General features: G+C 58.4%; 17 protein-coding genes. 9 read left to right on the top strand and 8 right to left on the bottom strand.

All coding sequences use genetic code 11. The features are described 5' to 3' along the window. Nucleotides 1–6: 6 nt before the first annotated feature. Nucleotides 7–480, bottom strand: a complete 474-nt coding sequence (gene tssE / locus E4O92_RS03430) for a type VI secretion system baseplate subunit TssE (protein WP_135188351.1) — start codon at nt 478–480, stop codon at nt 7–9. A 197-nt stretch (nt 481–677) separates the two neighbouring features. Here tssE and tssK point away from each other — a divergent pair, with 197 nt between their 5' ends. Further along, nucleotides 678–2,012: a type VI secretion system baseplate subunit TssK gene (gene tssK, locus E4O92_RS03435; protein ID WP_135188352.1), complete on the top strand. Its 1,335-nt coding sequence runs from the start codon at nt 678–680 to the stop codon at nt 2,010–2,012. Between the two features lie 459 nt (nt 2,013–2,471). Here tssK and E4O92_RS03440 read toward each other — a convergent pair whose 3' ends face one another. The 4 genes from E4O92_RS03440 to E4O92_RS03455 all read right to left on the bottom strand — a co-directional run bounded on the left by E4O92_RS03440 (nt 2,472) and on the right by E4O92_RS03455 (nt 5,757). Then, on the bottom strand, nt 2,472–3,143 hold the full coding sequence (locus tag E4O92_RS03440; protein ID WP_135188353.1) for a hypothetical protein: 672 nt from the start codon (nt 3,141–3,143) through the stop codon (nt 2,472–2,474). Beyond that, entirely contained in the window at nt 3,140–4,210 is a 1,071-nt protein-coding gene (locus tag E4O92_RS03445) for a DUF2515 family protein (protein ID WP_135188354.1), read from the bottom strand. Before E4O92_RS03445 ends, E4O92_RS03440 begins: the two co-directional genes overlap by 4 nt. A 68-nt stretch (nt 4,211–4,278) precedes the next feature. Further along, on the bottom strand, nt 4,279–4,848 hold the full coding sequence (locus tag E4O92_RS03450; RefSeq protein WP_135188355.1) for a PAAR domain-containing protein: 570 nt from the start codon (nt 4,846–4,848) through the stop codon (nt 4,279–4,281). A 138-nt stretch (nt 4,849–4,986) separates the two neighbouring features. Then, on the bottom strand, nt 4,987–5,757 hold the full coding sequence (locus E4O92_RS03455) for a hypothetical protein (RefSeq protein WP_135188356.1): 771 nt from the start codon (nt 5,755–5,757) through the stop codon (nt 4,987–4,989). Nucleotides 5,758–5,973: 216 nt separating this feature from the next. Between E4O92_RS03455 and E4O92_RS03460 the strand changes: the two genes are divergently transcribed. Genes E4O92_RS03460 through E4O92_RS03470 form a run of 3 tightly spaced genes read left to right on the top strand, consistent with a single transcriptional unit; the run spans nt 5,974 to nt 7,436 of the window. Continuing rightward, entirely contained in the window at nt 5,974–6,471 is a 498-nt protein-coding gene (locus E4O92_RS03460) for an Hcp family type VI secretion system effector (RefSeq protein ID WP_135188357.1), read from the top strand. Between the two features lie 12 nt (nt 6,472–6,483). Beyond that, nucleotides 6,484–6,984, top strand: a complete 501-nt coding sequence (locus E4O92_RS03465) for a BPSL0067 family protein (protein ID WP_135188358.1) — start codon at nt 6,484–6,486, stop codon at nt 6,982–6,984. Then, nucleotides 6,981–7,436, top strand: a complete 456-nt coding sequence (locus tag E4O92_RS03470) for a hypothetical protein (protein ID WP_135188359.1) — start codon at nt 6,981–6,983, stop codon at nt 7,434–7,436. The genes E4O92_RS03465 and E4O92_RS03470 overlap by 4 nt, the downstream gene beginning before the upstream one ends. Before the next feature lie 265 nt (nt 7,437–7,701). Here the strand turns inward: E4O92_RS03470 and E4O92_RS03475 are convergent, their stop codons facing one another. Continuing rightward, nucleotides 7,702–7,944, bottom strand: a complete 243-nt coding sequence (locus tag E4O92_RS03475; RefSeq protein WP_135188360.1) for a hypothetical protein — start codon at nt 7,942–7,944, stop codon at nt 7,702–7,704. 263 nt (nt 7,945–8,207) lie between these two features. Here E4O92_RS03475 and E4O92_RS03480 point away from each other — a divergent pair, with 263 nt between their 5' ends. From E4O92_RS03480 to E4O92_RS03500, 5 genes are all read left to right on the top strand, one after another. Continuing rightward, on the top strand, nt 8,208–8,825 hold the full coding sequence (locus E4O92_RS03480; RefSeq protein ID WP_135188361.1) for a recombinase family protein: 618 nt from the start codon (nt 8,208–8,210) through the stop codon (nt 8,823–8,825). 327 nt (nt 8,826–9,152) lie between these two features. Beyond that, nucleotides 9,153–9,464 carry a helix-turn-helix domain-containing protein gene (locus tag E4O92_RS03485; protein ID WP_135188362.1) on the top strand — a complete coding sequence of 104 codons (312 nt, stop codon included), beginning with the start codon at nt 9,153–9,155 and terminating at the stop codon, nt 9,462–9,464. A 20-nt stretch (nt 9,465–9,484) separates the two neighbouring features. Continuing rightward, on the top strand, nt 9,485–9,829 hold the full coding sequence (locus tag E4O92_RS03490) for a hypothetical protein (protein ID WP_135188363.1): 345 nt from the start codon (nt 9,485–9,487) through the stop codon (nt 9,827–9,829). Nucleotides 9,830–10,073: 244 nt separating this feature from the next. Continuing rightward, nucleotides 10,074–10,892, top strand: a complete 819-nt coding sequence (locus E4O92_RS03495; protein ID WP_135188364.1) for a winged helix-turn-helix transcriptional regulator — start codon at nt 10,074–10,076, stop codon at nt 10,890–10,892. A gap of 1,169 nt (nt 10,893–12,061) precedes the next feature. Then, entirely contained in the window at nt 12,062–12,589 is a 528-nt protein-coding gene (locus E4O92_RS03500) for an RIP homotypic interaction motif-containing protein (RefSeq protein ID WP_135188365.1), read from the top strand. Between the two features lie 75 nt (nt 12,590–12,664). On the opposite strand, the gene E4O92_RS24705 is transcribed toward E4O92_RS03500, so the two are convergent. Together E4O92_RS24705 and E4O92_RS03505 are read right to left on the bottom strand one after the other, a co-directional pair. Continuing rightward, nucleotides 12,665–12,814, bottom strand: coding sequence for a hypothetical protein (locus tag E4O92_RS24705; RefSeq protein WP_167759682.1), 150 nt, complete (start codon nt 12,812–12,814; stop codon nt 12,665–12,667). A 90-nt stretch (nt 12,815–12,904) separates the two neighbouring features. Next, nucleotides 12,905–14,563 (bottom strand): site-specific integrase, encoded by a 1,659-nt coding sequence (locus tag E4O92_RS03505; RefSeq protein ID WP_135188366.1) that lies wholly within the window; start codon nt 14,561–14,563, stop codon nt 12,905–12,907. Nucleotides 14,564–14,624: the final 61 nt, after the last annotated feature.

Here is a 14,624-nt window from a genome sequence, read left to right on the forward strand (position 1 = left end):
GTGCTTCTAGTTGGCGCCTTCGACGGAATACCGCTGAAGCGAAGGCCGGAAGATGGCATTGAATGACATTGCTTCGATATAGCGACCACTCTTCAGCTGCGCCGTGATCTCGAATTCGACGCAGTTGATAGCCCCCTTCTTGGGCCGCAGAGTCACGGCCACCTTGTGCAGCCGAGGCTCGTGCCGCTCGATCGCCAGCCGCACGGCACGGCATATCTGCTGCTGGTCGGTGTCGCTGGTCATGCACATGCCGGCAAAGTCAATCAGGCCGTAGTTCAAGAGGGAGCCGGACACGGTCGGGCAGCCGTCTAGGACTGACGGCAACAATGCGGAGCGGGTGTTTAACAGGGCTTCGAGGTCGCGCATGATGCTCCGCTTGGCCACTTCAAGCGCGCGCGAACGTGCATCGCGCCCCTTTGCTTGAGATTGCTCGTCATCGCTATCCAGGCGGTCAAACAGTCCGGGGGAGAAACCTTGCATGTCTCGATCCTTGGGCAGGCGGCAGTGGCCGTAACCGTCATTATCCTGCCTTGAACGTTAGCAATCTTGCGCATCCGCAATGCGCATCTCACCTGCCGAAACAACGAGCTGATCTGAGCAAGATCAAACGATGTGGGCGAACGGAAAGTCATGCTTCTGAGAATCTGTGCAGCGCAACCTGACGGCGGAGGCGAACGATGAGCGTAGCATCAAAGATTTTATGGTCCGAGGGCCTGACACTGGGGCCACAGCATTTCCAGCGCCAAGATATCTACCACGAGACGCGGCTGCAGCGCATGATCGCGGCGCTGCAGCCGCATTTGTGGGGCGTCCGATCGGTGCAGTGGAATCTGGACGGTCTCGCGCACAATCGCCTTGGCGCGGAGACGATGGCCTTGATCTTCCCCGACGGCGAAATCTACGAGGCGCCGGGCGCAGACTTGCTGCCTGATGCTGTCGATCTGTCCGGCTTATCGGCCGAGGCGCAGACCTTCACCTTTCACGCGGCGCTTGCCGCCGTCAAACCACATGGCGGCAACGCGGACCAGGACGGACGATACGTGCGAAGCGAAGCGGAGACGCTGGACCTGTTTAGCGAAGCGGTGCCCATCGACGTGCCATTCCTGAAGAAACAGGCGCGGTTGGTGTCCCATCCAGGGGTGCGCGACGTTCATGCCAGCCTCCCGGTCGTGCGCATCCGCCGCGCGCTCCAAGGTGGGTTCGAGATCGATCCGACCTTCATTCCGCCCATCGTGGCGATCGGCGCCGTGCCGTCGCTGGGGCGGATGCTGGAAGGATTGATCAGCGCGCTGACGGCGAAGATCGAAGCCCTGCAGCGCATGCACCGCAAGACGAGCTCTGACCTGTACGAGGTCTCGACCGGCGACATATCATCGTGGTGGATGCTCAATATCGTGAGCACGGCTAATGCGCTGTTGATGCACACGGCGCGGTCCCCGGGACATCACCCCGAAGCACTCTACGGACAGCTGCTTGGTGTCGCCGGCGGCCTCATGACCTTTTCTGACAGGTACAAGACCGGCGACCTGCCAGCCTACCGGCACGACGCGCTGGGTGAGGTGTTCGGCAAGCTGGATGCGCTTGTGCGCGACCTGGTCGATACCGTGATCGCGGCAAAGTACTTCCTGATCCCTCTCGATGCCGACAAGACGCGGCGCGCGTTCTACCGGGCCACGCTCGATCCCGCCAAAGTGACCAAAGACACCCAGCTGTGCTTGGCCGTCAACGCAGACGTCCCGGCGCTCGAGTTGGTGGCGGCGGTGCCGGTTCGGCTGAAGATCGGTGCGCCCAACGACCTTGAGAAAATCGTCGGGTCAGCGCTGCCCGGCATTCCGTTGTCCCACATGCCACAGGTCCCATCAGCGGTGCCAGTTCGGCCGAACACCTACTATTTTTTGTTGGCTGCAAAAGGTCCACTGCACGAGAACGCGTTCAAAGCCGGTGAACTGGCGATCTATGCCCCGGATGGGATTCCCGGTTTGAAGATCGAGTTGATTGGGATTTTGTCCTGACGTGGTTAGCGGCTGGTAGTCAGGGTCCTTGCAGTCCGTTCGCACTTGATGAATTTGCAGACCGGCTCCCGGCCGCGGCGGCGACCGGGTTGGTCATTTCGCGGGTTCCCTGCACGCGGTGAGAGGTTGATAACGCGGCCACGGTCATGTAGCTGCATTTGAAATGGGTCCAACCGTTGCGGTAAGCCTGATTTGAATAGTACAACCTGAGTTTTATAGTACACAGGCCAAAAAAAATCCTCCGTCCATGGGAGGATTTGCCAGCAAAATCAGGTACTTAAGACTTGGCGGAGAGAGGGGGATTCTCTCGCACCCCTAGTATTCATGCGGTTTTCGTGCTGGTACACATGCCCCGCGACAGGCACAAGTGTAACAGTTTAGACGACGACTTGGGGCAACTTTTGGCGGGCCAGGGATGAGCATCTCCAGCAGCACGGAATGCAGCGGGGCCAGTCGCTGTCAGGGTTCAGGGAAAGGTTCTCGGCCCGGCTCCCATCCTTCGGTATCCACACCAACTCCAACGTCGATGAGGAACTTGTACGGCGATTCACGAGTCCAGCAGCCCTCGGCGCATTTGAGCCGGAAGGTCATGCCGTATTTCTTCGGGACGCGCAGAATTGCCGTCTGCATGTACCCCGGCTCGAACATTCGCGCATACAGCCGCTTCTTGCCTTCGGGCGTCAAGTCGAACCACGTACTTCCATCGACCTCCCACGGCTCCCAGCCGCCCGCTTTGAACTGGTTCTGTAAGTTCTCCAGCACAGCCACGACGTCATCAAACGGCAACTTGTCCAGCATGGGCGAGGTGGCAAGTGAGACGGCTTTGTTATCGGAGTAAGTCAAGGCGGCGAACTTCGTCGGCGGTAGGGTGAAGCCGTGTTTCGGGTCGGTGAAATGAATGATAACGGCTGGCTCCGTGACCCAAGTCGCGCCGAACTTGTTTTCTCCGGGATCATCAGCTGGCCGGTTGGACCGCTCCATGACCGGGTAGCTTGAGTTCTTGGCGACCTTCTCGAAGGTGTCGCCGAGGCCGAACGAAAGGACTGTCGGTAAGGGCGTCCGGTAATGCCACCATGCACCGAGACCGATAACACCAGCCAGCACGACCAAACGGCGATACCATGCCTTCACGCCACGCCCCCGCCAGCGGCTATTGCACGGATGGATTCCTCGATGAGGGGCCGCTGTGGGCCGTTCAAATGCTTATTGAACTGTTCAGCCGCCCGAAGCACGAACCTCATTCGCTGATCGACATCCCAAATCTTGGCGTACTTGTCTTTCGAGAAAGGCCACGTGAACCCGTCCTTAGCCTTACACTGAGCCGATAGGGTTAGCTCGATCATCTCAGCGTCGCCAGTCGGGATGCCGGTCACTACGGCGTACTGGTTAAGCTCAAGCAGTCGTCGTGTGAAATCGTCGTTGTACATGATCTTTTGGAGGATGTTCACCTGTTCATGCTGCGCGAGCCGTTCAACGCTTTTCGATAAATTGCCCGCTTCAATAAGGCCGAACCCTTCGCGGATTTCACGGAACGGTGTCGCGAATGGGAGGACTGGCCTGTCCACGTTCCAGTACGCCGGGTACTTATTGTTCTGCCGCTTTTCTAGGTGGGCGTTGAACTCCTTCCAGCCCCGTTCCATGAAGAAACGATGCAGCGGATAGATGTCGAGGAATAGATGTTTGTTTCCGAACCCGAGCTTTTCATGCATGTGAGCCGCGCCGAACTCGGTCCCCGATTGCACGACGGCCGCCCCCGCCCCAGGAAACGGAGCAGGAGCAGACAGTTCCAAGAAATCGCGCTCGCGGCGGTTCTTTGTCATCGTCTCGTTTGCGTGGAGGATGGTGCATCCGACCTGTTTGGACGCGAACGCAGCAAGCCCGGCCCATTGGAAACGATTGTCGGCCAGCCACAGCTTGGCATAGGCAGCGTTGATGAGCTTGTTCCGTTCCTCTTCGTGTTTTTCCAATGAACCGTTCACTCGTATCAAGTCCTCCGCCTCCACTTGAAAGGTCGCCCACAAGTGCTCAGGACTCAGGACGTATGCGGCGATGCCTTTCTCAACTGTCGCAGCCGGGCCAACGTAGTGATGCACCTTGCAATCCTCGATCCGTTGGTAGCTCCCGTACACTTTGACGCCGTAGAACTTGTGCTTTGGGAAATAAGGATTGGGCTTGCCGGGGACGTAGATGCTGGACATGGGGCGCTCCTCAAGGACGCGGGGCGTCCGCAGCCCGGTTCAGAACTGCGGACAGGCGGGGCCAGGAATCAGGTAGAGGTTGTCTCGCCAATGATGTGCCACTCAACTACGGCGGCGCGTTCCGAGGGTGTGAGCGGCCTTGTGGTCCCGTTCTGGTCAGTCGTACCCTCGATAACCTTGTCCTTGAGTTGAAGCCGGTACGGTCGGTTTCTGTAGGGTTCCTGCGTCTTGAGGTCCAGCAGCACAAGCGGGGCGGTATCGGGGGGAACTGTCGCGCTGTTTCCGGCCGTGTTCAGTTCCGCCACTGTCTCGGCAGCAGCACTCGCTTGTTCGGCGTGCCAGTCGGCGTCGATGGTCTGACAGGAGAAGTCCTGATTGGCGATTAGGCGGGGCGGCGGGTTGCACTTGCAGATGCAAAGGTCATCACCTAGCGCCACCTCTTTGCCGTTGAACGTGTCGGACAGGCGCGGTCCGTCTGGCTGGATGTAGCCGATGGAGTTGCACTTTGGACACCGTACCTGATCGCGCTCGTAGGCGACCAATGCATCATTGATGTACCTGCATGAGTCGGCAGCAGAAATGACCTCGCCGCCAGCCGAAGTCTTCGCGCCGACCGTGATGTGGAATCTCTCTATCATGGCAACCCTCTCTTGTCGATTAATAAGTCACTACTTACTTATCAAACAACTTTAGCTAGGGATGAGTCCGGTAGCCTTGAGGAAAATCAAGGTCGAGTGCGCGACGTTGGCACATTGAAAGAGGCTATCCGCAGAATGCTACTTACTGCGCCAGCGTGATAGCCATCCTTTAGCCGCCAAGAGAATCGTTGAGGTACGGTGCTGCCTGTCCCGTTCAGTGCTCGCCGGGGCGGCCCGTTCTTTCTCGCTCAATGCGAACGGTTGCAAATACATAGCAGTGGTCAGGTAGGCCACCGTTTTGTTGCTCCCGCCTTCGTGTGTGGTCCCGTCCGGGGCGGTCCACCGACCGAACCAGACAAGATCAGTTGCACGGTAGCGGCGTATCGAAGCGATGACGGCCGGGTTACTGGCAAGCTGCCGACCCACGTTCTTGATGAGTGGATCGTCCGGCCCCTTCACTGGTGAGTCCGGCGTCCCGCGAACCAGCCCACGATAGACCCTGTACGCGAACCACGCGGCTAGTTCGTCCTCGTCGCCGGGTTGCGAAACCTTATCGAAGATGCGCTGGAATAACAGCTTCTTGCCTGAGTACCGGGTGACCTTCAGTTTGTACTGTCTTGCAATAGCCAGCAACTCTGGCGACGCTGGTATGTCTCTGGATGTTGTGAGGCTGATTAGGTCGCTGATTTCGTCGGGAGTAGCGTTAGCGGGAAGGTCGATTCCCTGTTCGCGGGCGATTCTAAGTTGGTCCTCGGTAGGCTGCGGCCCGAGTTCAAAAACGGTGCTGAAAAACACGGCGTCGTCCTTGGCTGGCTGGCGTGCCTGGACTGCTGTCGGTGCGTCGCTGGGGCGCTCCCGATCACGTTTTGTTGTTTCGCCAGTCGTCCCAGTGGCCTCGAACTTTGGCATCCCGTCCCCGCTGATACGCGGCTCATTGTTGTTATACAGGCATCCTAGCACATCTTGAACGGAATCAAAGGAGCGGTTCAACCACACAGAACTGCTAGTCAAATTGATAAGGCAGTTCCAGTATGGCTTTCCGAGGGGAACTTGATTTAGGTCAAACCCTGCAACTAACCAACTCGGCAACATGATTGTTCGACCACTCACTATTCGGAGACGGCAATGGCTCTCGACGCATACCTGCAACTTGGCGACATCAAAGGCGATTCGACCGACGACAAGCATAAGGCGTGGATCGAGGTCAAGAATGTGGATTGGGGCGTAACCCAGCCGAGGGCCGTATCTGTGTCGACAGCCGGGGGCCATACCAGTGGCAAAGCCGAGGTCCACGAGGTCAGCTTTGACAAGCTGGCAGACATCGCTTCCCCGATCCTGTTCCAGACTTGTGCAATGGGCAAGACTATCCCCAAGGCCAAGTTCGAGTTCTACCGGGCAGACGGCGATGGCGTGCGGGTTAAATACTACGAGATTGAACTTGAGAACGTGATGCTTTCCAGCGTCCGCCCGAATAGCGGTGATGGCGGCGGCCTCATCAACGAAAAGGTTCACTTGGCGTCGTCTAAGATCAAACTCACGTACACGAAGCAATTGATCGGCGGCGGGGCTGGCGGGAGTACCGCAGGGGGCTGGGACTCAGCCGCTAACAAGGTTCACGCTTAACGGGAGGCTACGATGCCGCACCCGGTTATCTACCCCGGCAACTTCGAGGCACTGTTGAAGAAGTGGGACGAGCAGAGGGCCAAGGATCAGCAAGACGGCACGAAGACGTTCATCGCGAACGGTGAGTGCGCCCGACTCCCGCAGGAATTGACCAATGTCGGCCACACCACCCGGTGGCGCCCTGGCCCCAATGTGGTGGAGGTTGCGAGGACTCTTAAACCCGGTACGGTGATCGCGAACTTCTATTTTGAGTACGACACCGGGTTGTTCCCGAGTACCCACACCTACCACGCGGCCTTGTTTGTCCGGGGCGAAGGGTACAGTGTGGTGACCGGGAAGCCGAGCCAGATCATCATGTTCGACCAGTACAACAGCGCGAAGAAACATACACCCGGTCCCCGTCCGGTCAGGGCATACTCATGGGAACAAATGCAGGAAATCAAGAGGCGCACTGGCTGGCAGATTGAGCCTTGCGATAACGCCAACCAGTTCTGTGTTGTGCTCGTGTCATGAGAAGCCTTGTCGTTGCGATCCTCGCATTGTCCTGTGCTGCGGCCCATGCCGAAGTCTATAAGTGCCCGCAGGTCTATCCGGGTAAGGATAAGCCCGCCGCCTCTCTAACCAGCGCGGTAATGACACAGGACGCGGACATCGAACTCGCCGGTGGTTTCATGACCGATGACGAAGGTGCTGAGGAGGGGTATGACGAGCACTACGCCTTCAGCAACGAATGGCAAACACGGCTCGTCTGTCTGTACGGCGGTACGAAGCGCATCAAGGGAAGGTTCCACGATGGGCACGAGTGGTATCAGCACGTGCAAGGCGGTATCGAATGGTCCATGAAGCTGCCCCGAACGACGGGACAATGCACCCTACAAGTCCGCGAAGTTAAGCCGCGTGGCCCCGGCAAAAGTATGTGGACTGCTACCGCGATCTGTAAGCCATTCGAGCTAATTAGAGATTGAGCCGTTTATGGCGACACGGACCGGCAGCACGCGATGGGTGAATGCAGCGTGCGTGATCTGCGGTCAACTGTATTTGGCCGAGGCGCGGCAGATCGTCGCGGGTCGTCTGTGCTGCTCCCGGCCCTGCGCAGCGAAGCACAGGCAGCAGTCCAGGCGGTCACAGTTGACCAGTACCGCGGAATACTCCCCGACCTAATTTTGATGGAGATTTTTGCGGGGACCACTGCGTGGTTTTGCGCGCCCAGCGGCCCCCGTGGCCCCCCGGTCAGTGGATAGAACGGGGTCCGCGATGGAGGCTGGCCCGCGTTCTTTCGATGATGTCTCGGGCGTCGTTGCGGCCTATTTGACGCAGCCGCCAACGCTTGAGGATGATCGACGTGATGTTATCGCCGTGCTGGAACGTCAGGCCGATACATTCTCCGTCCTCTGGATCATCGAATTGGCCGAGGTATTCCGACTCCGTAGCGCGCTCAATCGAGCGGATAGCTTCATCTATGGCTAACAACATGACAGTCTCCTTTTAGACGGGCAGAGATAACCACTTTGCCGAGTTGCCCGATCCCGGCACAACTCGAATACTAAAGCCGTCCATCGGAAGAGTAAATGGATTTAAGTAATGTCATAGCTTTTCGCTAAATCCCCCATTTAGTGTAAAACAATCGTCCGTTTGATTGACAACCGGAAACAGTCTGGCAAGGCGTAAAACAAGTCCTTGTTAACTCATTGTTTTACAGATACAATGTTTGACACCTTTGTTTTACATTGAGAATTATGCAACAGCCCCGCATTCATCTTTACGCCCGTGTTTCAACCTCCGACCAGACAACAGACAATCAAGTCCTGCTTGCCAAGCAGGCAGGCTACGTGGTGGAACCGAAGCGCATCCATACCGAAACAATTAGCGGCACCGTCCCGGCAATGGAGCGGCCCGTCTTCGCTAAGGTGGTCGAGAAGCTGGAGGAAGGCGACATGCTAGTCGTCGCCAAGCTGGACCGGCTAGGCCGTAACGCCGCTGACATCGACCGTACTGTCGAGATGCTGAACGATAAGGGCATCCGGGTTGTGGTGTTGGACCTGCCGGTGATGGAGGTAACGAGCGCAGCCGGTGATCTGGTGCGCCGCATGTTCGCCGCCTTCGCACAGTTCGAGCGGGACCAACTGGTCGAGCGCACGCACGCTGGGCTGGCTCGGGCCAAGGAACAGGGCAAGGCGCTGGGCCGTAAAGACGCGCTGCTCAAGCACGCTGAGAAGCACGACATGACGCTGGAGGCGGTGCAGCAAGAGATACGGGACAAGATAGCGAACGGCGCGACTGGAAGAGGTCTAGCCAAGGAGTACGGCGTGTCCGCGCCGACGATCCTCAAGTTGGTGGGCAAGGCAGCCGCGTAGCGCGAGCGCGATGGCGGGGCCGTGGCGCGACTAGCGCGGCGGCCTGAACGCGGGGTCGTCCCCAGATGCCAGGGCGGCTCCAAGGGCTGATAAATCGAGCCAGCCATCTGCTGCAACGGCAGGTGTCCAGGGCTTTCCTGCTGCTGCGATAAGTCCTTGTTTTGTTGGGAAATTCAATTTCGGTACCCCATACGACACACACGCAGTCGTATTTCGTCTTCCTGTAAGACACACGCAGATCAATTACGGTCCCCGTAAAAGACACACAGTCGTGTCCCTGCCCGCTCGGGTGGGTTCAACATTCCCAGCAAATCACAAGGAGTAGCAATGAAACACGAACAGGCCGTAGCACGTCCCATGCATCCACTTGAGTTGAACGACGCCGAGCGCGAGTGGTTCTTGAACGCCTGCGGCAACTATGTCACGGCTTACCGCAGGGCAGTTCAAGTCTTGACGGGAAGCCTACCGACATGGGCCGAGCGGCAGTCGGCTGGCCGTCCGTTGGCGGTGGCCGAGGAGCACCACGAAGAAATCCGCGAACTGCTGGCCCTCGGAGTCCCGGTGTCCAAAGTGGCAACCCGGTACAGCACTAGCCGAGCGACTATCACACGCATCCGGGACTCGGAGCAGGGCAAGTGAAGCCAAGCGAACCGGAAGCCGTGCAGGATCGGCTACAGCAGGCTATGGGCTACATGATCCGCGAGTACCAGGAGGTGTGGGGCCGACTGTCCAAGGCCGAGCGCAGCGTGTACGTAATCGAGTACCAGCAACTGCGGTCATGGTTGAGTCACGCCACCGGCCAGCGTGATCCGGTTATCCCGTCGCCGTGGACAGATGACGAAGTATTCGACTCGATGGCGGGGTACTGGTACGGGGGCGATTACATGAAGTCCACGAAGGGCATGCTCTCGGTGGTCGATTCCAAGCTCATCACGGCGGTACGGATGGCCGAGAGGAGCAGCAGGCGCAGTACCAAAAGCAGCGCACCCGCCAAGCGGTCCTAGAAGCCCTACAGGCGGCCCGGCACCCGGCCCAGCCCGAGCACCAACGCCAGCCGAATCGAGGCGTACCGGGCCTGTAATCCGGTTGCATCCCGATCCCCGCGCAAGCGCAGCCGCGCCCAGCCGCGCCGGGGGCGGGGGGGCGAAATCCTCGTCCGCATTACGGACAGTCGCCCAACTCCAGCAGCACAATCCACCAACCAAAGAGGCCCGCCAAGCGCGGGCTTTGTCGCATCTGGAGCACAGAATGAAATCGAATGACAACCTGCGGGACAGCATTGACGCAGCCGCAGTAGAACACGCAGAGCGCGCCCGAGCAGTGGCGGCACGAGCGAGCATGGTTAGGCGCGGTGAGATTTCAATTGAAAGTTTCGCTCACACGATGCGGGAGGCCATCCGCGAGTACCTAGCCCGGAACCCGGCAGGCGGTATGACGCCCCAGCAGTTCTTTGCCAAGCACGAAATGGAAAAGCGGGCGTTCTTCCGTGAACTCAAGGCGAAGGGTCACAAGTCATACCGGGCGAATCAGCAAGATCACGAACAGATCGTGAACAGCATCTTCCAGAGCGTACATGAAGGGACCAAGCCAGCAGTTCAGTCGCTTCTGAAAGCACATGCCGCAGAGCGTCGGTACGACCCGGAGTGGGCGAAGCGCGTGGCGGAGCAGACGCACGGCAGAAGGATGGGCCGAACGCTCGTCGCTAAGAAGGATCACCCCGTACTCAAGGACTTAAAGGAGGGACACATGCTCTCACAGACCCACAAGGCAGCACTCCAGAGCGCCACGTACAGCGGCCTAGCTTGTCTCCTGTTCAGCGGCTCGCAGATCGTCCGGGGGCAGCGGCGCTTGCAGCAGCGAATGGAGGCACTGGAAGCAGAACTTGCAGCCGTCAAGGCAGAAGCGACCCGAGCGAATGCACGACTCGACAGCAAGGACGCGGGCAAGGACTGGAAGGAAACCGCGAGGGCCATTCGAGCAGCGGAGCCTGCCATCGCCAATCGTGAACTCGCTCGCCGTGTTGGGATGTCCGAAAGCACGGTTCGGAAGTACCTGGCCGCTCTCTGACAGGCGGCTAGTGCGTACCGGGGTGCGTACTCGGTGCGCACCATTTTCGCCAACTTCCCCATAGATACTACGTATCTAATAAAAAAGTGACTTGTTACCCGTCTTACGGAACAGTACCCGATGACGGTCAAGCCATAGCTTCTAATTTATGGCGGGTAGTGCCAGAAAAGGAGTCTTTCTTTGGGAACACCCCCCCTAATTTCGATTGAGGAGAACTTGGTATGAACACAATCCGATCTATGCCCAAGCCGGTCTGTGCTCAGGCGGGTCCATGTGCATGGTCCCATTATGAACAAGGCAGGGCCAGTCCATGCCGTTGAAGGGACAGAAGACCGGGCCGCACTGTGATGAGCGGTTCGCATTGATGCAACAGCAACCACGAGGGAAGCGACTAACGAAGGAGCAGCGGAGAATGTGCTTGACCAGCCCTGCGTACTCAGCAAGTCTCCGACAGCGCGTGAGTGATCCAGCACGGTGGGATGCCTTCATTCAAGGCAAGTCGTGGTTCGAGGGCAGCGGTTGTCGGTCCTGCGGTAGCACGCGCCGTCATGTTCGAGCCGGGGAGTGCTTCGACTGCCGAATGAATCGTAGGCCGATCCTCGGTGGCCGACAGCGGCAGCGGATCGCGCATCCGACGACACAGAGTTTCGAGGGCATGATGGACCGGTTCGAGCGCGGCCGGCGCGAGCAACGAGGGGAGTTCGAGGAGTTCACGATAGGTTGCTGGACGGCCCGCCAGTACCCAACAGGACGGCTCGCGGTGTCCTGCCCGGTAGCGGTTGTTCAGGGGCCAGGGACGAACGGAGAAGCACTCCGACCGCTCCCGGCTAGTCCTTACCTCGGCGCGGCCCCGTTCGGTACTCAGCCACCCACGCTGCCCTTCCAGTGCGAGGACTTGAACGCGGTCCCGCCCGAGTTGGTGCATGGGCTGGCCGCGAGGAACCCGGACTTCATGGAGCTATTGCGGTGGGCTTCGTGGGTGTGACTTAACTTTGCCTGGAACAATTCCCGCGGCCTCTTAATCAAAAATGATCAATAAAATCAATTACTTGCGTAATGGATGAGTTCGTGGGAAGATGCAAACAGGCCGCGCAGTGATTGATTAATTTACATCCGGCCAATCCGCTGCTGTTGGGGCAAACTCTTAACTCTGAATAACGGGAGCTTTGATGGGCTTTGATGACTTGCTTAATGACGAGATGATTATTGAACGCACGGATGGCTCAAGGAGTGGGCCACACAAGTGTGGGTTCTCAAGTGACCCCGACTCGGTGAGAGTGTTCGACGTCCAACTACTTGTAGCCGAGCAGGACCACGTTCTGCGCATACTTCCAAACGGAACGGTTGAACGATACCTTGTTACTTCTGCCGACTTCAGTTCAGGGATGCCGCCGCACATCCCGGCTTCCTATCAACTCAAGCTGAGGAAATCAACAGCTATCCCACCTCAACCTCATGTAGCGAAACACACAACAGTAAACATCCATCAGTCGACTGGTGTGCAGGTTGGCGACCACAACGTCGTGAACATCCAACACGCGCTGACGCAGTTACTGGCGCAAGTTGAACAGGCACCTGCGCCAGCCGAAGACAAGACAGAGGTGAAAAACCGTCTGGCCGCGTTGCTTGCGCACCCACTTGTCGTTTCGATTGTAGGCGGTCTTGCGGGTGGCGCTGCTGGTTTGGTGTCAAAATGATTCTGCTATCCGAGCGTCCTGTAATGCGCCACATCGATCACGTTCAGGCCATACTCAACCAGCGCGGCGCCTAACTCACTGATCGGAGGTCCCGTCATCCTCAATGGCGGGATCGTCAACCGGATCATCGTTGTTCGGGATGTTCATGTCCGGTGATGCCTTGGCCGCTGCCTCGATCTGTTGCCGCAGCGGTTCAGGGATGAAGTTCATGGAGTCGATGTTCATGGATTCCTCAAGTGGCGATGATGACGGATAGGTACTGTGCGCTTACGTGCGGTTCCTCGGGCGCTCCGTCACTCCATAGCCGGGTTGGGATTATACGATGGGTCTAGGTGGCGCGACATCGAACCTGATCTGCTCGATGATCGCCTTCTTGCTCGCAACCGCCATTTCCCCTTGGTATCCACGGACGACCCGGCTGGTATCTCCCGCGTGTCCTGTGATGACATCGACGTTTGCGACGTTATGGTTGAGGCCGTAGTTCAACAGCGTATGACGGAAGGCGTGCATGCCAACCAAGGTTTTGCCGGGTGTCTCGTCTCGCAGTCCAGTCTCTTTCAAGAAGTCACGGAACCAGTCACCAGCAGCCGGGCTGGCCTTGCCTTGTGTCGGTATCCATTTGGGGAAGAGGATCGCTGCCCCAGCTTTCTTGACCCGTTCCACGTATGACAGGAAACCAAGTTCAAGCAGTTGCGAATGGATCGGGACTTTACGCCTCGATCCTGCGGTCTTGACGCTCTTGACGACCCGCTCATCCGCTTCGGACTCCTCGGTGAAGTCTAAGAACCAGATGTCCTCTTCATGCCGAATGTCGCACTGCGGGTTCAACTGGCAAATTTCGTTCACCCGTGCGCCCGTGTAGAGGCCGATGAGCGGTAGCCAATACTCAGCCGCCGTCTCAGTGTCAGCCGCGAATGCCGCGTACTCGCTGCCCTCAAACAGGCGTTTGAGTTCGTCCTTTCGGAACGCCCGTTGTTTGCGAGCGCCTTCCGTTTGTGTCCCCTTGTACTTGATCCCTTCGACCGTTAGGTTCAGGGGAAAGCCCACGTCACCGAACAGTCGTTTCGCATCAGCCAGAAACGGCCTGACGGACGCCATGTACGAGTATTCAAAGGTCTTGGGCGACAAGGTTTCCGGGTGCTCCTGTTTAGCGAGTTCCTGGGCTGGGGTCCCTGTGCGTCGCACTTCATCGGACCAGCGCGGCGGCAGGCGGCACAGCATGTCGAAGTAGGCGTCAATCTGCCGCTTACGAATTTGAGACACCGGGACATCGCCTACCGATTCAAGGAGCAAGGTAAGCGCGGCCCGATGTTTCTTAAACATGGGGACAGTCTGGTCGTAGTTGTCTAGGAAGTGCTCCACCACGTAGCCAAGGCTGGGAGTGTCTGTGCTCTCGGTGGAAACCGATGCGACTCCGTTCGGCTCCAAAGTGGAGGTGGCGGCGTTAACCAATGTCGGAGCCGGTGCCGTGACCGCGACCGGCGCAGCGGTCACCTGTGGTGAAGCTGCCGCCCGAATGGCCGCATCAATCGGGTCCGCGCCTGCCTCGGCCCTCTTACGCAGAATGATGCCGAACACCCGGCGTAGGTGATCCGGGTCTTTCGTTAGCTCGTCCGCTGCTTCCTCGGCATCCTCCCACGCGACAGTATCAAGGAACGCCTGCTCGATGGCTTCCTCCTCGGCCTCCATGTGCTCGCGGGACTGCCAGTCATACCAGTTCTTGGATGGCTCGGGGACGCGCTGAGGCGGCTCGGTGGCCCGCTCGACGTCATGCTTTCGGGTTGCCCGCAGACGTTGCCACTCGTCGTCAAGCTCGACATCTTTCTTCCGGGCGAGCCTTTCCGCTGTAGGGCGATCCTTTACGCCCAAGCTGCAATTGATTTCGCGCTTGCCGTTGTAATGGGAAATTAAGTCTTTGGGGACGCGACGGCGAAAGTAGTAGATGCCTTCGCGTTTCTTGAGATGGTCTGACATTGGGTTCCGAACTGGTACATGTGTAACACCCACGGGGGGAAGTGTACCAGCGGAAAGCCTT

It is taken from the genome of Massilia horti (assembly GCF_004614195.1).
Lineage (GTDB): Bacteria > Pseudomonadota > Gammaproteobacteria > Burkholderiales > Burkholderiaceae_D > Telluria > Telluria horti.